Genomic DNA, 18,261 nt, shown 5'->3' with positions numbered 1-18,261 from the left:
AAACAGACCAGACATGGTGTCAAACATTCTTGACATCGAGCAGCCCGCGGACCTCGGCCAGCCGCTCGTACTGCGCGAACCGCTGGGCGCCGGACAGGTTGACGACGAACGTGCCCGCCCCGGCCCGCATGTACTCCTCGACCCGCTCCGCCACGCGCGCGGGCGACCCGCTCACCACCAACCGCTCCATGCGTTCCGCGGGCAATCCCGTGAGGTGACAGAGGAATCCGACCAACCGTGCATGGTCGGCCGGGTCCTCGCTCAGCGCGGCGAACAAGGTCGTGCCGACGGCAGGCGCGGGCACGCCGCGCGCCGCGGCGAGCTCGGCGAGGGCAGCGGTGCGAACGGCCAGCTCGTCCGGCTCCAGCAAGGAGGACAGCCAGCCCACGCCGTGCTCGACCGCGCGGCACAGGGCACGCTCGGACACACCGCCGATCCAGACGGGCGGCATGGGCACCGCCGGTTCGAGCCGAACGGTCGGCCCACCGGGCACCGATCGCAGCGGCGTGTCACGCCCGCCGAGCAGGTCGGGCAACGCGGCGAGCAGCTCGTCGGTGCGCGCGCCCCGCCCGGCGAAGGGCACGCCCGCGGGCGGCCACTCCCCGGGCTTCTCCCCGCCGACGCCCACGCCGAGCAGCACGCGACGCCCGGACAGGTGGTGCAGCGAGCCGATCTGCTTGGCGGCCCACGCCTGCTGGCGCATGGCGAGCAGGAGCACGCCGAAGCCGAGCCGGATCCGCGAGGTCACGGCGGCGGCAGCGGCCAGGGCGACGGTGCTCTCCAGGAAGGGCGCACCCGTGCTGAGGTGGTCACCGGCCCAGACGGCGTCGAGTCCGGCCAGCTCCATCTGTCGGGCGTGTTCGGGGATGTCGGGGATGTCCTCGGCGCGGGCGGCGAAGGTCGGCAGCGAGACGCCCAGACACACGGAGTCAGTCATGAAGGTTAGCCTTACCTAAATTTTAGACTCGTGCCAGTCACCCGCAGACAACTTCCCGTGCACGCATAGTCAAGACTCCGAATGGCCCAGCGCACTAGATTTCACAACGGCCAGCACCCTGCGCGTGAGGGGAACCCGATGAGCGTTCTGCACCAACCACTGGCACTGGAGGTGGAGTGGCTGCCGGGCGTTTTCCGGCCACTGCGGCACGCCGTCGCCGTGCACGCCGACAGCATGCAGATCCGCAACCAGAGCCTGACCTTCGCGCTGTGCCGCAGCCTGACCGCATCGGAGGCCGGTGGCGCGAGCGGCGGCGAGCACTGCCCGGAGTGCCTGCGGCTGGCCGGTTACGCCTGATCGAACTTAGGCTACCCTTACCGACGGGAGGGGTGGTCGTGGTGGGACACAGTCAGGGAGAGTCGGGCCTCGCGCGGACCCGGGACGGCAGGCAGCTGCACCACATGCGGCTCCAGGGCCCGGCGGGCAGCCCGACGGTGGTGTTCGAGGGCGGGCTCGCCGCGAGCCGTTCGTACTGGGCGCTGGTCCAGCTCGAGGTGGCCCAGTGGGCGAACGCGGTGGTCTACGACCGCTCGGGCCTGGGCCGCAGCCCCGCCGACCCGCGGCCGCGCCCGCTGCGCCGCCTCGCCGAGGACCTGGGCGACCTGCTCGACCACCTCGGCCCCGGCCCGTTCGTGCTGGTCGGCCACAGCTGGGGCGGGCCGGTGGTGCGCATCGCCGCGGCGGCCGACCCCGGGCGCATCGCCGGGCTGGTGCTGGTGGACCCGACCGACGAGTCCTGCGAGCTGCTCTTCGCCAGGTCCGTGCGCAGGGCGGAGCGGATCGGCCAGGTGGGCAGCGCCCTGCTCGCCCGCCTCGGTCTGCTCGGGCGCACCTTCCGCTGGATGACCGACGAGTTGCCCGCCGACGCGCGGGCGGACATGGTCGCGGAGGGCTTCACCGTCGAGGCGATCCGCACCCGCGCCGCCGAACTGGGTTCCGTGGTCCCCGACCTGCGAGCCCTGCTCGACCACCCGGTGGACCTGGCCGAGGTCCCGCTCACCGTGATCTCCGCGGGCCAGACCTCGACCGGCATCAACGCCACCGCCCTGGCGGCCATCACCGAGGCCCACGCGTTCCGCGCGCGGCAGTCCGCGCACGGGCGGCACGTCTGCGCCCGCGAGTCGGGCCACATGGTCCCGATCACCGACCCCGAGATCATCGTCGAGGAGATCAGGCGCCTGGTGGTGGCCTAGTGCGGTGTCCGGCAACCCTCGCCGGTCCTTCCGCGCCCAGGCGGCGCCTCGCCGCACCGCCCCCGCGCCCCCATACAACCAGTATGAAGACGCGAGGGCGGCACGCCGATCCATCCACCTGGACCGCGAAATCACCCGACGAGGAGTTTTGGACACCGCACTAGTCCACCGTGCGCCGTGGCCCGGTGAACCACTTGCGGGCCGACAGCGCCCACCACAGCGCGATCAGCAGCACCAGGCCGCCCACGGCGAGCGGGGCGTAGTTCACCGAGGTCCAGCTGAACGCCGGGTCGCCGGGTACCCCCGCGGGCACCGTGGGCAGCACGAAGTAGACCGAGATCACCACGATCTCGATGATCGCCACCCAGCACATCCACCGGTACCGCCCGCCCAGGGTCCAGGGCCCCGGCCGGAACGAGGCGCCCGCGCGCAGCCGCAGCGCGATCGGGATCAGGAAGGCCAGGTACAGCCCGATCACGGCCACCGACACCACCGCGTAGAACGCCGTGGGCACGCCCGCGGAGCTCTTGTAGAGGGCGGGCAGGGTGAGCACCAGCCCGGCGGCGCAGGCGCCGATCACCGCGTTGACCGGCACCTGGTTGGCGTTGAGCCTGGACCAGAGCCGGTGGCCGGGCACGGCGCGGTCCCGGCTGAACGCGTAGGCCATGCGCGAGGTGCTGGTCACGCAGCTCATGCCGCAGAAGAACTGGCCGATGGCGGAGATCGCCACCACGGCCACGGCCAGCTTGGTGCCCAGCGCGGTGGTGAAGATCGCGCCCACCGCCCCGCCCTGCTTGTTGATCTCGTCCACGTGGGTGGCGGCGAACAGGAAGGACAGCAGCAGGACCCAGCCGCCGATCGCGGAGTACAGGATGGACTGCCAAATCCCGCGCGCGGCCGTGCGGGCGGCCCCCTTGGTCTCCTCCGACACGTGTGCGCAGGCGTCGAACCCGGTGATCGTGTACTGGGTGAGCAGGAAACCCAGTGGCAGCACGTAGAACCAGAACGAGCCCTCGGAGAAGCCGGAGTTGTTGATGCGCTCGGTGAACACGAAGGCAGCGCTCTGGTGCTCGCTGGGGCCGAACACCAGGATGGCCACCACGGCGGCCACGCCGAGCACGTGCCAGTACACCGAGACGTTGTTGAGCAGGGCCACCAGGTGGCTGCCGAAGATGTTGACCAGCGCGTGCAGCACCAGCACCACAACGAAGATCAGGAAGATCTGGCCGAGGTCGCCCTGCCAGCCCGGGTCGAGCAGGCCGATCAGCAGGGAGACGAAGGTGGCGCAGCCGTAGTCCACCGAGGCGGTCACCGCGATCAGCCCGACCAGGTTGAGCCAGCCGGTGAACCAGCCGTGCACCGGGCGGCCCAGGGTGGCCGCCCACCAGTAGATGCCGCCCGCCGTGGGGTAGGCCGAGACCAGCTCGGCCATGCACAGCCCGATGACCAGGATGAAGGCCGAGACCACCGGCCAGCCCCAGGAGATGGCGATCGGGCCGCCGTTGTTCCAGGCCTGGCCGAAGGTGGTGAAGCAGCCGGACAGGATCGAGATGATGGAGAAGGAGATCGCGAAGTTGGAGAACCCGCTCCAGGTCCGACGTAGCTCCTGCTTGTAGCCAAGTGCCGCCAGCGCCTCGGCGTCGGCATCGGACTCTGGGTCCCGCACGGTCATACCGCCGCCACCAGCCTCCCGTACTCGGGGCCGTCCAGCACGGCCAGCGCGCGGCCCCACTTGCCCGCGGCCTCGGCGGCGTAGTCGAAGTCCCCGGCCTTGCTCGGCAACAGGCCGTGGTGGATGCGGAACCACAACGTCCAGGTGTAGTCCGACATCAGCGCGTACAACCGGACCCTGGCCACCAGCGCCCCGGTCAGTTCCGCGCCGAAGTAGGCCCGCGCGAGCCGTTCGGTCTGCTCCGGGTCCAGTTGCGCCTCGGCGGCGATGTCGCCCAGCTCGAAGCCGGGGTCGTTCATCCCGCTGAGCTGGTAGTCCACGATGCGCACCCGGTCGTCCTGCGCGAGGAAGTTCTCGGCGAGCAAATCGTTGTGGCACGGCACTTTCGGCAACGGGTGTGCGGCCAGCGCCCGGCGCAGCGCGTCGATCTCGGGCTGGCGCTGCTCGAAGCCCTCGGGCAGGCCCAGGTCGTGCGCCCGGCACAACCCGGCCAGTTCCGCCAACTTCGCGAAGACCTCGAACTCGTTGCCGAAGGCCCGGCCGGAGTGCAACAGGCGGCAGGCCAGCGCGATGCCCTCGATGTGCTGGGGGACGTCGGCGGCGGACAGGGTTTCGCCGTCGACGTACTCCAGCACCAGTGCGCTGTGCTCGGGCAGCACGCGCACGACCCTGGGACCGGCGCCGGTCTCGGCGGCCAGCACGGTGTTCGCGATCTCCTGTTCCATGGGCACGCCAAGGCCCGCCAGGCTGACGGCAGGGTCCAGCAGCCGCAACACGTAGCGCTGGTCCCCGGTCCGCACGCTGAGCACCTGGTGGCTGAGCCCGCCGGTGATCGGGACGCACTCCACGCGCCGACCGGCCCACTCGGGCACCTGCGCGAGCACCGCCTCGACCGTCACGGACACCGATCGCCCCCCTCTCACCGAGGTGATCGCACAGTGTGTGCACCGCCGCTGGCGGGCGTCAACCCATGGGATCTTCTTCGCCGGTAACGGTTCCGGCAGCGGCCACGAATGGGGTAACAAGAGCGGGTGGCAACAGACAGGGCACTCCCGGCCCGCGCACGGATCGTGATCATCGGTGGCGGTGTGGGCGGCACCAGCATCGCCTACCACCTCGCCCAGCTCGGCGAGCGCGAGGTCCTGCTGGTGGACCGGGCCGAGCTCACCAGCGGGTCGACCTTCCACTCGGCGGGGCTGGTCGGCCAGCTCCGCGCGGACCCCACCCTGACCAGGATGAACTCCTACTCGGCACAGCTGTACCGGGAACTCCAGCAGGGCGAGCACCCGCCCGGCTGGGTGGAGTGCGGCGGGATCCGGCTGGCCTGCACCCCGGACCGCATGGCCGAGGTGCGCCGCCAGATCGGCTGGGCGCGGGCGTTCGGCCTGCCGCTGGAGGAGATCAGCGCCGAGCAGGCCCGCGAGCTGTTCCCGCTGATGTCCACCGAGGGCGTGCTCGGCGGCTCCTACCTGGCCACCGACGGCTACGTGGACCCCTCGCAACTGGCGTACTCGCTTGCGGCGGGCGCGCGGGCCGGTGGGGTGCGGATCCACCAGCACACCAGGGTGCTGGGCATCGACACCCGCGGCGGCCGGGTCTGCCGGGTGCGCACCGACCAGGGCGAGGTGGAGTGCGAGATCGTGGTCAACTGCGGCGGCATGTACGCCGCGGAGATCGCCAGGATGCTGGACGTGCGGGTGCCGATCGTGCCGATGTCGCACCAGTACGTGGTGACCGAACCGGTGCGCGAGCGGGACGGCACGCACCTGCCCACCCTGCGGGACCCGGACAACCTCGTGTACTGGCGCGAGGAGGTGGACGGCCTGCTGATGGGCGGGTACGAGCGGGACTCACGTGCCTGGTCGCTGGGCCGGGGCGAGCTGGACGCGATCCCCGCCGACTTCAACGGCAAGCTGCTGGCCGCCGACTGGGAACGCTTCGCCGAGATCACCGAGAACGCGCAGCGCCGCGTGCCGGTCATGGGCGAGCTGGGCATCCGCAAGCTGATCAACGGCCCGGAGGCGTTCACCCCGGACAACGAGTTCTGCCTCGGCGAGACCGAGGTGCCCGGGTTCTTCGTGGCCGCGGGCTTCTGCGCGCACGGCATCGCGGGCGCGGGCGGCATCGGCAGGGTGATGGCGGAGTGGATCGTGTCCGGGGAGGCGGGCATGGACGTGTCGCACATGGACATCCGCCGTTTCGGCCGCCAGTACCGCTCCCCCGCCTACACCCTGGCCAAGGTCACCGAGAACTACGAGACCTACTACGACATCCCGTTCCCGCACCGGCAGCGCTCGGCGGGCCGCCCGCTGCGGGTGTCCCCGGTCTACAACTGGCACGTGCAGCAGCAGGCCCAGTTCGGCGAGAAGTCGGGCTGGGAACGGGTGGACTACTACCAGAACAACTCCTACCTCGGTGACGAGCTGCTGCGCCCGGCGGGCTGGGCGGGCATGGGCTGGTCCCCGGCCATCGTGGCCGAGCACCGGGCCACCCGCACCACCGCGGGCCTGTTCGACGAGTCCTCCTTCGCCAAGATCGAGGTCAGTGGCCCTGGGGCACTGGGCCTGCTGAACTGGTTGTGCGCCAACGAGATCGACCGTCCTGTCGGGACGGTGATCTACACCCAGGCACTGAACTCGCGCGGTGGCATCGAGTGCGACTTCACGGTGACCCGGCTGGAGCCCGAGCTGTTCCGCATCGTCACCGGAACCGCCTACGGCTCACGGGACCTGGCCTGGCTGCGCCAGCACGCGCCCCGTGACGGCTCGGTGCGCATCGCCGACGTGACCGGGCAGTACACCTGCTTCGCCCTGTGGGGACCGAAGTCCAGGGAGATCCTCGCCCCGCTCACACCGTCCAGTTTGGACAACGACGACTTCCCTTACATGACAGCGCGGTCCACCACGGTGGGCGACGTGCCGGTGCAGGCCCTGCGGGTGACCTTCGTGGGCGAGCTGGGCTGGGAGCTGTACTGCTCGGCGGAGTACGGGGCCGGGCTGTGGACCTCGCTGTGGGAGAACGGGCAGGAACACGGGCTACTCGCCGCCGGGTACAAGGCGATCGACAGCCTGCGCCTGGAGAAGGGCTACCGGCTGTGGGGCTCCGACCTCACCCCGGACCACAACCCGTACGAGGCGGGCCTGGGCTTCTGCGTCAGCAAGGACAAGCAGTTCCTCGGCAGGGACGCGCTGCTGGCCGCCAGGGAGCGCGGGATCAGCAGGCGGTTGCGCTGCCTGGTGCTGGCCGAGGAGAACTCGGTGCCGTTGGGCAGCGAGCCGGTGCGGGTCGGCGAGGAGATCCTCGGACGGGTCACCACCGGCGGTTTCGGCTACACCGTCAACAAGCCCATCGCCTACGCGTACCTGCCCGCCGAACTGCCCGAGGGCACCGAGGTCTCCGTGGAGCTGTTCGGGCAGTGGGTGCCCGGCACGGTGACCAGGGAGCCGCTGGTCGACCCGAAGGGCATTCGGATCAGGTCGAAAGTCTGATCCGGTCTACCGCGCTGGTCTGATGTGCCCCCACCGCGAAGGCGGAACACTCGGTGACCTTGGCAGTACCGCCACCGAGGAGGGGGAAATCCTTGACGAGCAAGAAGATGCTCGCCGCCGCGCTCGTGCTGAGCGCGGCGGCGAGTGGCGCGGCGGTCACACCAGCCAGCGCGGGTACCGAGCAGGCCAGGACGATCAACTGGCGGCCCTGCGTGGAGAACGCGCAGGCCGACTGCGGCACGCTGACCGTGCCGATCGACTGGGCCAACCCCGCGCTGGGCACCATCGACCTGGCGCTGGCCAGGCGGAAGGCCACCGACCCCGCGCACCGGATCGGCTCGGTCGTGGTGGACCCCGGTGGGCCGGGCGGTCCGGGCGCGGAGTGGGTGGCCACCGGTTCCGTGCTGTCCGAGCAGGTGCGGCAGCGCTTCGACGTGATCGGCTTCGACCCGCGCGGTGTCACCAAGAGCCACGCCCTGACCTGTGACAGGTCGGTGCTCACACAGGTGCCCACGACTGATCCCGGCACGCCACAGGGCTTCGCCGACCTGGTGGCCTACAACCGCAGGGTCGCCGAGAACTGCCGCCACAACTCCGGTCCGCTCTACGACCATGTGGACGACCTCAGCGTGGTGCGGGACATCGACGCCATCCGGGCCGCGGTGGGCGACCGCAAACTGACCTACTACGGCACCTCCTACGGCACGCTGATGGGGCAGCAGTACGCGGAGCTGTTCCCGGACCGGGTGCGCGCGCTCGTGCTGGACAGCAACATGGACCACTCGTTGCCAGGCGCGGACTTCTTCCGCACCGAGGCGGCCACGGCCGAGGACGGCTTCACCGAGTTCACCAAGTGGTGCGCCGCGAACACCGCCTGTGCGCTGCACGGCCAGGACCTCGGTACGGTGTTCGACCAGTTGCGCGCCAAGGCCGAACGGGGTGAGCTGCACCTGCCCGGCTCCAGTCAGGTGCTGACCCCGATGCTGCTCACCGCGTACACGACGAGCTACCTGTACGGGCCGGACTGGGCCAGGCTGGCCAACTGGCTCAAGTCCGCGTCCGAGGGCGGGCAGCTCACGGCTTCGAGCGTGCCGGACGAGCAGCAGCCCTTCTACCCCCAGGCCTCGTTCTGCTCGGACTGGACCCCTGGCCTGGACAGTGCCGCCACCGTGGCCGCCCAGCGGCGCGCCGACGCCGTGCAGGCCCCGCACCTGCGGCTGTCCGGACTTGCCTGGCGGGCCAGCCTGAACTGCGTCGGGCACCCGGTGCGCACCACCAACCCGCCGCACCGGTACCGGACCGCGGGCGCCCCGCCGATCCTGATGGTGAACAGCCTGCACGACCCGGCGACCCCGTACGCCTGGGCACAGCACGCCGCGAGCCAGATCCCCAGCGCCACCCTGCTCACCTACGAGGGCTGGGGACACGTCGCCTACGACAAGAGCCCCTGCGTCGCCGCCCTGACCGACCAGTACCTGGTCACGCTCGAACTGCCCGCCAAGGGCACGCGCTGCGCCGCCGTGCCACCCGCCACGACGGCCGCCAGCGCGCCGCGAGCGGTCCAGTTCTGAGTGGTCATGAAGGTGCCCTTTGAGACGTTGAACGTCTCAAAGGGCACCTTCATGACACCGGGGGCGACTCGTCCGCGGGCCCTATTCCGTGCTGCTTGGCGTACCGCACGGCCTCGGCCCTGCTGTGCAGCCCCGCCTTGGTGTAGGCGTGGTTGAGGTGGGTCTTCACGGTGGCCTCGCTGACGGAGAGCCTGCGGGCGATCTCGGCGTTGGTGAGCCCGGCGGCGACGAGCCCGAGCACGTCGATCTCGCGGGCGGTCAGTTCCTCGCGGCGGTCACGGGGGGCGGGCCGGCGGCCACTGGTGCTGGCCACGGCCACGCGCAGGGCGCGGACCACGGCCTCGCGGTCGGGTGTGGCGGACAGGTAGCCGGCGGCACCGGCCAGCAGCACCGCCCGCACGGCCTCGTCTGCGGGGGCCGAGCCCACCACGACCAGGGCGGTGGCGGGGTGCTCGGCACGCAGCCGCCTGGTCAGCTCCGCGGGGTCCCCGCCCGGCAGCGTCAGCCCCAACAGCACCACCTCGGGCTGTTCGCGCTGTGTGTGGTCCACGACCTGTCGTTGGTGCGTCGCCGTGGCCACCACGGCGACGCCGGGTAACAGGCGCAACACTGTGCTCAGGGCCGTACGAACCGCGGGGCGGTCGTCGGCGACGAGCACCCGGATGACCGGAGTCTCCTTAGCCGTCATGGGGAGATGATGGTAGGACCACCCGCCCCAGCGCAGCCGTACGGGCAAGAAACTAGGCCGACAGCGCGGCAAGCACGAAGTCGGCGATCTCGGTTCCCAACTGCTGCGGGGACTTCGGGCCGTCCGGCCGGTACCAGGTGGGCAGCTGGTTGACCACCCCGAGCGCGATCAGCACCGCCGTGTCCGCGGGGACCACCGTGCCCAGCTCACCCGCGGTCTGTGCCCGGTCAATGACCTCGCGGAAGGTCTCGTGGTAACGCCGCCGATCGGCCCGGAACGCCGCCATGCGGTCGGCGTTGAGCTTGTGCATCTCGCGGGTGAACACCGCCGCCTCGTCCACCCGCGAGGCCGTGGTCTCCACCAGGTTCACCAGGATGGCCCGCACCGTGTCGGCCGCGCTCAGCCGCAGCGCGATGATCCGGTCCAGGTCGGCCATCTGCGAGCTGATCAGCGAGTGGTAGATCTCGAAGAGCAGGTCGTCCTTGGCGTCGAAGTAGTGGTAGAGCGCGCCCTTGGTGACCTCGGCCGCGTCCACGATCTCCTGCACCGTGGTCGCGTCGAAACCCTTCTCCGCGAACAGCCGCACGGCCGCGCGCAGGATCCTGCTCTCCATCGGGGTCAGCTCGCCCCGGCCCTGCGCCGATCTCGTCACGCCTCTCATGGTGCCAGGGCCTTCACCTGGGAGATCGGGTCGGCCCCGGTGGGCAGCACCATGATCGCCGGGGTGTCCAGGCCCTGCGCCACGTACTCGCACACCCGTTCCCGGCACTGCTCCACGCTGCCGTGCACGACCAGGTCGTCCACCACGTGGTCGGGGATCGCCGCGTTGGCGGCCTTGCGGTCACCCGCCTGCCACGCGGCGTGCATCGCGGCCAGGTCCTCGCCGCGCCCCAGCCAGTCGTGGAAGGCCGCGTAGGCCGGCACGGTCAGGTAGCTGCTGATCAGCAGGCGGCCCAGTCCGCGCGCCGCGGCCACGTCCTCGGTCGGGCACACGAAGACCCTGGCCACCAGCTCCTTGTCGGCGCCCAGCTCGGCGCGGACCCGCGGCACGTCGGAGGGGGCGAGCCAGTTGGTGATCGCCCCGTCGGCCTCGCGGGCGGCCAGCCGGAGCATGCCGGGGCGCAGCGCCGCCAGCATCACCTGCGGGGCCTGCTCGGGCACCCGCTCCAGCTTGAACCGCTTGACCGAGAAGGAGCCGAAGTCCCCGTCCACCTTCTCCCCGGCCAGTGCGGGCCGCAGGAAGCGCAGGGTGTCGCGCACGTGGGCGAAGGGCTCGCTGAACTCGCGGGCGTTCCAGCCGTTGACGATCACCGGCGAGGAGGAGCCGATGCCCAGCACGAACCGGCCGGGGGCCAGCTCCGCGATGGTGGCCGCGCTCATCGCGAGCAGGCCGGGGCCGCGGGTGTAGACCGGGGCGATGGCGGTGCCCAGCCGCAGCTGCGGCGCCCACTCGGCGACCAGCGCCAGCGGGGTGAACGCGTCGGTACCTGCGGTCTCGGCGGACCAGACGTCGGTGTAGCCCAGGTCGGGCAGGGACTTGACCAGCTCGCGCTGCGCGGGCAGCGGGATCCCGGTCAACGGCAGCGTGATGCCCCAGCGAGTCATGTCCTACCCTCTCAGACGATCAGGGGGCGCACCGAGGCGCCGCCGTCGATGACCAGCGTCTGCCCCGTCATCCAGGACGACTGCTGCCCGGCCAGGAACACCGCCGCGTTGGCGATGTCCACGGGCTCGCCGATCCGGCTCAGCGGCAGGGCCTTGTTGATCTGCTCCTCGTGGTTCTCCCACAGCGCCCGGGCCAGGTCGGTGCGCACCACCCCGGGCGCGATCGCGTTGACCCGCACCGAGGGCGCCAGCTCCATGGCGAACTGCCTGGTCAGGTGGATCACCGCGGCCTTGGTGGCGTTGTAGTAGCCGATGCCGACCTCCGGCTCCAGCCCGCCGAGCGAGGCGATGTTGATGATCGACCCGCCGTTGGCGGCCATGTGCGCCTTCCAGGCCAGCTGGGTCCACAGCACCACGGAGAGCTGGTTGACCTGCACGGTCTTCTCCGCGCGCGGCACGTCGATGTCCACCATCGGCCCGAAGTACGGGTTGGTGCCCGCGTTGTTCACCAGCACGTCCAGCGCGCCGAACTCGGCGATCGTGGCCTCCACGCAGGCCTGCGCCTGCTCGGCCAGGCCCACGTGCGCGGCCTTGGCCAGCACGCCGACCCCGGGGTGCTCGGCCCGCAGCTCGGCGGCCACGTGGTCCAGGGCCTCCTGCTTGCGCGAGGACAGCACCACGTTGCAGCCCTGGGCGGCCAGTGCGAACGCGATCGCCCTGCCGATGCCCCGGGACGCCCCGGTGATCAGTGCGGTCTTGCCGGTCAGTCCGGTGGACATGCTGCCTCCTCGCGCGTGGCTGCCCCCACGGTACAATACCGACCAGTTGGTATGCAGCACCTTCCGAGGAGGTTCGGCGTGCTCGTGCGCGACAGCGTGGTTGTGGTGACCGGAGGCGGCCGCGGGATCGGGGCCGCGCTGGCCCGGCGGTTCGCCGCGGAGGGGGCGGCCGGGGTGCTGGTCTCCGACCTGGACGGGGACGCGGCCCAGGCGGTGGCCGAGTCGCTGGAGGGCACGAAGGCGCTGGCCGTGCGGGCCGACGTCGCCGACGAGGCGCAGGTCACCGAGCTGGTGCGGACCGCGGAGCGCGAGCTCGGGCCGATCGACCTGTTCTGCTCCAACGCGGGCATCGGCACCGGCCACACGCTGGAGGAGTCCACCGCAGAGGACTGGTCGCGGGCCTGGTCGGTGAACCTGCTCTCGCACGTGCACGCGGCCAGGGCCGTGCTGCCCTCGATGCTCGCCCGCGGCAGGGGCTACCTGCTCAACACCGCCTCCGCCGCCGGTCTGCTCATCGCACCCGGCGACCCCGCCTACACCGCCACCAAGCACGCGGCGGTCGGCTTCGCGGAGTACCTGTCGGTGACCTACGGCTCGCGCGGCATCAAGGTCAGCGCCCTGTGCCCGATGGGCGTGCGCACCGACCTGCTGATGCCCGGCGTGGAGCAGGGCAACCTGTCCGCGCTGGCGGTGGCCGCCAGCGGCGAGATCCTGGAGCCCGACGAAGTGGCGGGCGTCGTCGTGCAGGGCCTGGCCGAGGAGCGGTTCCTGATCCTGCCGCACCCCGAGGTGGCGAAGTTCGTGGAGCGCAAGGCCGTGGACCGTGACCGCTGGCTGGCGGGCATGCGGCGCAACGTGGACCAACTCCCCCAGCAGTGAGGAAAACCGGGTAGGACGCGCGTGAGGGTTGTGCGCGTCCCACCCGGTTCGCAGGCGAGTCCCAGTTGTCGCGCGGACCTGCTGCCTGCGATGGGGGACGGCAGACAGGCCCGAGCGGAGGGGTGGGCGGGACTCGCGGGTCTACCTGTAGCGGGCCCGGCCAAGCGCGGCAGCCGCGGTCAGCGGCACGGCGAGCACGGCGGCCAGCAGGAACAGGCCCTGGTAGCCCTGGTGCTCCGCGGCGGGCGCGGCCAGGGTGGTGGCCAGCGCGCTGCCCACGTACAGCGCCACCCCGAACAGCGCGACCCCGGTGGCGCGGGCTGTCGGCGAGAGCTGGGTGGCCCAGGACTGGATCGTGGAGTGCATGAACGACCAGCCGCCGCCCAGCAGCAGCGAGGTCACCACCAGCGCCGGGGTGGCCAGGCTGGCCGAGGCCACCAGGTAGGCCAGCACCATCTGCACCCCGCCGATCAGGATGATCACCGCGGGGCTGACCCTGCCCACCAGCCGCTTCACCAGCTGCGCCGCCGACATCGCGCCGACCCCGTAGAGCGCGGACACCGCACCGGCCAGCGCCGTGGGCACGCCCTGGTCCTCCAGCGCGGGCGCCACGTAGGTCAGGAAACCCAGCAGCACGGCGCCTTCCAGGAAGGCCACGGCCATCACGTACCACTGCCAGCCCGAGCTGAGCACCGCCTTGACCGGGGCCAGCACCGAGGTCACCGGCTCGCGCTGCGGCTCGGGCAGCCTGCGCAGCTCCACGGCCAGGTAGGCGGCCAGCAGACCGGGCAGCAGGAACACCACCCGCCAGCTCACCCAGTGCGCCAGCGCGCCCGCCACCAGCGTCGCCAGGGCCGTGCCCAGCGCCAGCGTGGTCATCAGGTCGCTGAGCGAGCGCTGACGGGTCTCGGCGGGCACCGTGTCGCCCACGTAGGTCAGGGTGGCGGCGATGGCCGCCGCGAAGAAGCCACCGGCCACCGCGCGGGCCGCGACCAGCACCGTGGCGTTGGGCGCCAGCGCCGACACGACTGCGGCCAGTGCGGCGCCCGCGAAGGAGAAGCGCATGACCCACACGCGGCCGATCCGGTCGCTGAGCACGCCCCACACCGGCTGCATCAGGCCGTAGCAGAGGTAGTAGCCGCTGGCGGCCAGCACCACGGTGGGCAGCGGCACCCCGAGCTGGGTGCCGATCAGCACCAGCATGGGCGCGATGGAGAACCGGTCGAAGTTGCTGATGAAGCTGGCTGCCCGCAGCAGCCAGAAGGACCTGGCGGGCAGGCCGGTCGGGGCGAGTGTGGCGGTCATCGAGGTCGTGCTCCTTCGCTGATGTGCGCACCACCACCTCACCACTGGTCACGGCCCGCCGGAGCCGTCAACCGATTACCATCGCTGACAGCTTTGGGGGGTGGGCCACCACGAACACGCCACGTGAGGAGCTCGGCGCCTTCCTGCGGTCGCGCCGGGAGCGGTTGACCCCCGGCGAGCTCGGACTGCCGGTGGCGCCACGTCGGCGCACGCCCGGGCTGCGCCGCGCCGAGGTCGCCGAACTGGCCGGGATCAGCGGCTCCTGGTACGCCTGGCTCGAACAGGGCCGGGTCCGCACCTCCGAGCAGGTGCTGCGCTCAGTGGCCCGTGCGCTGCGGCTGGACGAGGCCGAGGCCGCGCACGTGCTGTCCTTCGCCGAGGAGAACTCGGCGCCCAGTGACCGGCGTGCCCGCTGGGTGTCGATGAACCTGCTGTCCCTGGTCGACTCGATGACCCCCAACCCCGCGCTGGTGATCGACCCGCACTGGGACCTGCTCGCCTGGAACCCCAGCTACGCCGCGCTGCTGACCGACCCCGCCCGGCTGGCCCCCGAGCACCGCAACCTGCTCTGGCTCGTCTTCCGCTGGCCGCCGTGCCGGGACCTGTTGGTGGACTGGGAGTCCGAGGCCCGCGTGCTGCTCGGCCAGTTCCGCGCCAAGGCCGCCCGCAGCCCCGGGGACCCCCGCTACGCCGAGATCGTCAACGCCATCCTCGCCGACCCCGACGCCGCCCGCTGGTACGGGGACCGCGAGACCGCCGCCTTCCACCCGGCCGTCAAGCACTTCCGCCACCCCGTGGTCGGCGACCTGCGCCTGCGCTACGTCAAACTCGCCGCCGTGGACGAGCCCAGCCACCACTTCCTGGCCTACCTGCCCGACGACTCGGCGGCGGAGGCGGGGGTTCGGGCGCTGGTAGCCGGGGCCCCACACGTGTCATGAAAGTGCCGTTCCTGGCGTTGAACGCCAGGAACGGCACTTTCATGGCATCGGGGGTTAGCTGGCGAAGACGGCCTTCATGACGGAGCCCTCGGCGACGGCGGCCAGGGCGGCGGCGTGCTCGTCGAGGGCGAAGGCGGTGACGAGGCTGGCCAGGTCGAAGCGGGCGGCCAGCGCGGGCAGCAGGCGGACGTACTCGACGAGGTGCGCCCCGGTGAAGGCCCAGGAGCCGACGACGTCGAGTTGGCGGTGCACGATCTGGTGCGGGTTGAGCGTGGTGTCCCCGGCGTCGGTGTACTGGCCGATGACGAGGTACGAACCACCGCGCCGGGCCAGGCGCAGGCCCTGGGAGACCGCGGCGGGCACACCGGCGCACTCGATGACCAGGTCGGCGCCCAGCCCACCGGTCTCGGCGAGCACCTGTGCCAGCACGGCATCGGGGTCGGCGGCCTCGGCGATGTTCAGGTGCACCTCGCCGATACCGGCGGCAGCGGCCTGGGTGAGGCGAGCGGCGGGGCCACCGACGAGGATGACCTTGGCGGCACCGGCGAGCTGGGCGAAGGCCGCGGCGGCCAGGCCGACCGGGCCGCTGCCCTGGACGACCACGGTCTCACCGAGTCGCACGGGGCGCCGCTCGTAGAGTGCGTGCACCACGGTGGGCCCCGCGCAGGCCAGGGACATGGCGGCCAGCGGATCCGTGCCCTCGGAGACCTTGATCACGGTGGTACCGGCTTGCAGCACGATGTGGTCGGCCCACGCACCGGACAGCTCGGGACCATCCACAGTGGACCGGTTGACCCCGTAGGTGCGGCGGTTCTCGCACAGCGTGGGCTCCCGGTGCAGGCGGCACGGAACGCAGGTACCGCAGGCGATCGAGGAGGCCCACATGACGGTGTCACCGACCGACAGGGGGGCACCCGCGGCGTCCTTGTCCACGCCGGGTGCGAGTTCGCGCACGACGCCGAGGCCCTCGTGACCGAGCACGAGCGGGGTCGGGATGTTCAGGTGACCGGCGTGCAGGTGCAGGTCGGTGCCGCAGATCCCGCCGAACCCGCAGGCGACGATCATGCCGCCCGCAGGGGCTTCTGGGATGGTGAACTCCCGCAGCGCCAAGGGCTTCCCGAACTCCTCCAGGACGACAGCACGCGCGCTCATGCCGACACCTGGCCGGTCAGGAAGGACTCGGCCAGCGGGCGCAGCGGCTCGGTGTCGCGGCAGACCACGTAGTCCGGCCGCGGCTCACCGGGCCAGCTGGGCAGGTTGGCCACGTCGTTGTAGGTGGCGATGAGCAGCCTGCGCGGGAACGGGGACATGTTGGGCGCCGAGCCGTGCACGATCTCCGGGGAGAAGAACACGATCGAGCCCGCGGGCCCCTTGGGGCTGACCATGCCGCGCCGGTCCACGTGCTCGGCCAGCTGCTCGGCGCTCAGCGCGATGTCGTCGGGGTCCAGGTGCTGCTCCGACTTGGCCTGCTCGGTGCGGCCCTCGTGCACCAGCCCGTTGCGGTGCGAACCGGGCAGGAAGATCACCGGGCCGTTGAACTCGGTGACGTCGTCGAGGAACACGCCGATGTTGACCTGGCGCGGGGCGGGCAGGTTGTCGGCGATGCGCCAGGCAAGGTAGTCCTGGTGCCAGGACCACCTCTCGCCGCCGAAGGCGGGCTTGGCGTTGATCTTGAACTGGTAGACGTAGACGTCCTCGGTCAGCAGCTGCTGCACCGGGACCAGCACGCGCGGGTCGCGGACCAGCCCGGAGAACTCCGGCTGGCGCTGGTGCGAGGCGTAGACCGCGCGCACCTGGCTGCCGTCCTCCTCGGCGACCAGGTGCGGGCCGGGGGTCTCGCAGTCGCGCTGGAAGCTCGCGCGAAGCTGCTCCACCTCCTGCTGGTCGAGTGCGGACTCGACCAGCAGGAAACCGTCCTCGTGGTACTGCGCGAGCTGCTTGTCGTTCAAACGCATGGTTGTTCCACTCCAGATCTCGGGTATGGGCCTCAGCCCATGAAGTGCCCGCCGTCCACGATGAGCTGCTGTCCGGTGACGTAGGCGCTGCGCGCGGTCACCAGGTACTCCAGCGCGTCGGCGATGTCCTGGGTGCCGCCGATCCGTCCCTGCGGGATCCGTTGCAGCACTTCGGAAAGGCGGTCGGGGTCGTCGAGCCGGTAACGCTCGGTGACCTCCGCGGTGTCGGTGAACCCGGGCAGCAGGGCGTTGACCCTGACGTGCGGCGCCAGTTCCAGCGCCATGCACTTGGTCAGTTGCAACAACCCGGCCTTGCTGGCGCAGTAGTTCGCGCCATCGCGCCTGGGCCGGATCGCCGTGGTGGCACCGATGTTGACGATCACGCCCGCGCCCTGCTCCACCATCGCCGGGGCCAGCGCCCTGCTGAGGTGGAACGGGCCGGAGAGGTTGGTGGCCAGCACCTCGTCCCAGTCCTGTTCGGACAGTTCGAGGAAGGAGCGGTCCCGGTTGACCCCGGCGTTGTTCACCAGTACGCGGACAGTGCCGTGCTCGCCGAGGATCCGTTCGCAGGCCGAGCGGATCTCCCGCGGTTGGGCCAGGTCCACCTTCAGCGGCAGCAGGTGCTCGTGCTCGGCGGCCTGCTTGGCGGCCAGTTCGTCAGCACGGTACAGCGCGATCACGTTGTGCCCCAGTGCGATCAGGCGCAGGCTCAGCGCGAGCCCGATGCCCTTGGTGCCACCGCTGACGACCGCGAGCGGCTTGCTCACACCGGCTCCGCGACGCGGTCACCGCGCAGCAGACCGGATCCCTCGGGCACGGCGGCCGGGTCGCTGCCCAGGTCGAGCACCTTGTTGTCGGCGTCCACGAACACCACGCTGGGCTCGAACTGCTTCGCCTCGGCGTCGGCCATGTTCGCGTAGGCGATGATGATCACCAGGTCACCGGGGCTGATCAGCCGGGCGGCGGCCCCGTTGATACCGATGATCCCGGAGTCGCGCGGGCCCTCGATCACATAGGTGGACAGGCGGTTGCCGTTGTCGATGTCGACGATGTCCACCTTCTCCCCCGGCAGCAGGTCGGCGGCCTCCATCAGGTCGGCGGAGATCGTCAGCGAGCCCACGTAGTGCAGGTCGGCCTGCGTCACGGTGGCACGGTGGATCTTCGACTTCATCATGGTGCGGTCCATCGTGA

Annotated in this window: 18 protein-coding genes; 6 read left to right on the top strand and 12 right to left on the bottom strand. The window is 71.2% G+C overall.

Annotation, left to right across the window (positions count from 1 at the left end; translation table 11 throughout):
* Positions 1-19: 19 nt before the first annotated feature.
* Positions 20-937: an LLM class flavin-dependent oxidoreductase gene (locus KALB_RS48465; RefSeq protein WP_042220317.1), complete on the bottom strand. Its 918-nt coding sequence runs from the start codon at positions 935-937 to the stop codon at positions 20-22.
* 138 nt (positions 938-1,075) lie between these two features.
* Between KALB_RS48465 and KALB_RS10840 the strand changes: the two genes are divergently transcribed.
* Positions 1,076-1,294, top strand: a complete 219-nt coding sequence (locus tag KALB_RS10840; protein WP_025355744.1) for a hypothetical protein — start codon at positions 1,076-1,078, stop codon at positions 1,292-1,294.
* A gap of 41 nt (positions 1,295-1,335) precedes the next feature.
* Complete coding sequence (locus KALB_RS10835; protein ID WP_236650218.1) at positions 1,336-2,190, top strand: alpha/beta fold hydrolase; 855 nt, start codon at positions 1,336-1,338, stop codon at positions 2,188-2,190.
* 160 nt (positions 2,191-2,350) lie between these two features.
* Here the strand turns inward: KALB_RS10835 and KALB_RS10830 are convergent, their stop codons facing one another.
* Positions 2,351-3,862 (bottom strand): amino acid permease, encoded by a 1,512-nt coding sequence (locus KALB_RS10830; RefSeq protein ID WP_025355742.1) that lies wholly within the window; start codon positions 3,860-3,862, stop codon positions 2,351-2,353.
* Complete coding sequence (locus KALB_RS10825; RefSeq protein ID WP_025355741.1) at positions 3,859-4,767, bottom strand: choline/ethanolamine kinase family protein; 909 nt, start codon at positions 4,765-4,767, stop codon at positions 3,859-3,861. The genes KALB_RS10830 and KALB_RS10825 overlap by 4 nt, the downstream gene beginning before the upstream one ends.
* Before the next feature lie 126 nt (positions 4,768-4,893).
* Here KALB_RS10825 and KALB_RS10820 point away from each other — a divergent pair, with 126 nt between their 5' ends.
* Positions 4,894-7,350, top strand: coding sequence for a GcvT family protein (locus KALB_RS10820; protein ID WP_025355740.1), 2,457 nt, complete (start codon positions 4,894-4,896; stop codon positions 7,348-7,350).
* Between the two features lie 92 nt (positions 7,351-7,442).
* Entirely contained in the window at positions 7,443-8,921 is a 1,479-nt protein-coding gene (locus KALB_RS10815) for an alpha/beta hydrolase (protein ID WP_051913033.1), read from the top strand.
* Positions 8,922-8,970: 49 nt separating this feature from the next.
* On the opposite strand, the gene KALB_RS10810 is transcribed toward KALB_RS10815, so the two are convergent.
* Genes KALB_RS10810 through KALB_RS10795 form a run of 4 tightly spaced genes read right to left on the bottom strand, consistent with a single transcriptional unit; the run spans position 8,971 to position 11,993 of the window.
* A complete protein-coding gene (locus tag KALB_RS10810) occupies positions 8,971-9,609 on the bottom strand; it encodes a response regulator transcription factor (RefSeq protein WP_025355738.1) in 639 nt (212 codons plus the stop codon).
* A 52-nt stretch (positions 9,610-9,661) separates the two neighbouring features.
* Entirely contained in the window at positions 9,662-10,261 is a 600-nt protein-coding gene (locus tag KALB_RS10805) for a TetR/AcrR family transcriptional regulator (protein ID WP_025355737.1), read from the bottom strand.
* 5 nt (positions 10,262-10,266) lie between these two features.
* A complete protein-coding gene (locus KALB_RS10800; protein ID WP_025355736.1) occupies positions 10,267-11,214 on the bottom strand; it encodes an LLM class F420-dependent oxidoreductase in 948 nt (315 codons plus the stop codon).
* Between the two features lie 11 nt (positions 11,215-11,225).
* Entirely contained in the window at positions 11,226-11,993 is a 768-nt protein-coding gene (locus tag KALB_RS10795; RefSeq protein ID WP_025355735.1) for an SDR family oxidoreductase, read from the bottom strand.
* Positions 11,994-12,071: 78 nt separating this feature from the next.
* Here KALB_RS10795 and KALB_RS10790 point away from each other — a divergent pair, with 78 nt between their 5' ends.
* Positions 12,072-12,872, top strand: a complete 801-nt coding sequence (locus KALB_RS10790; RefSeq protein WP_025355734.1) for an SDR family oxidoreductase — start codon at positions 12,072-12,074, stop codon at positions 12,870-12,872.
* Between the two features lie 141 nt (positions 12,873-13,013).
* Here the strand turns inward: KALB_RS10790 and KALB_RS10785 are convergent, their stop codons facing one another.
* Positions 13,014-14,177 carry an MFS transporter gene (locus KALB_RS10785; protein ID WP_025355733.1) on the bottom strand — a complete coding sequence of 388 codons (1,164 nt, stop codon included), beginning with the start codon at positions 14,175-14,177 and terminating at the stop codon, positions 13,014-13,016.
* Here KALB_RS10785 and KALB_RS10780 point away from each other — a divergent pair.
* Positions 14,165-15,115: a helix-turn-helix transcriptional regulator gene (locus KALB_RS10780; protein ID WP_338033855.1), complete on the top strand. Its 951-nt coding sequence runs from the start codon at positions 14,165-14,167 to the stop codon at positions 15,113-15,115. The genes KALB_RS10785 and KALB_RS10780 overlap by 13 nt on opposite strands.
* A 54-nt stretch (positions 15,116-15,169) precedes the next feature.
* Here the strand turns inward: KALB_RS10780 and KALB_RS10775 are convergent, their stop codons facing one another.
* Genes KALB_RS10775 through panD form a run of 4 tightly spaced genes read right to left on the bottom strand, consistent with a single transcriptional unit; the run spans position 15,170 to position 18,256 of the window.
* Positions 15,170-16,267: a zinc-binding dehydrogenase gene (locus KALB_RS10775; protein ID WP_025355731.1), complete on the bottom strand. Its 1,098-nt coding sequence runs from the start codon at positions 16,265-16,267 to the stop codon at positions 15,170-15,172.
* Positions 16,264-17,070 carry a phytanoyl-CoA dioxygenase family protein gene (locus KALB_RS10770; protein ID WP_025355730.1) on the bottom strand — a complete coding sequence of 269 codons (807 nt, stop codon included), beginning with the start codon at positions 17,068-17,070 and terminating at the stop codon, positions 16,264-16,266. Before KALB_RS10770 ends, KALB_RS10775 begins: the two co-directional genes overlap by 4 nt.
* Before the next feature lie 32 nt (positions 17,071-17,102).
* On the bottom strand, positions 17,103-17,837 hold the full coding sequence (locus KALB_RS10765; RefSeq protein ID WP_025355729.1) for an SDR family NAD(P)-dependent oxidoreductase: 735 nt from the start codon (positions 17,835-17,837) through the stop codon (positions 17,103-17,105).
* The gene (panD, locus tag KALB_RS10760) at positions 17,834-18,256 is read right to left on the bottom strand and encodes an aspartate 1-decarboxylase (protein WP_025355728.1); all 423 of its coding nucleotides are present in this window, start codon (positions 18,254-18,256) and stop codon (positions 17,834-17,836) included. The genes KALB_RS10765 and panD overlap by 4 nt, the downstream gene beginning before the upstream one ends.
* Between the last annotated feature and the right edge of the window lie 5 nt (positions 18,257-18,261).

Source organism: Kutzneria viridogrisea DSM 43870 (assembly GCF_000525635.1).
Classification (GTDB): Bacteria; Actinomycetota; Actinomycetes; order Mycobacteriales; family Pseudonocardiaceae; genus Kutzneria; species Kutzneria viridogrisea.
The sequence above is the reverse complement of the archived record's forward strand: the minus strand, read 5'-3'. Positions and strand labels throughout refer to the sequence as shown.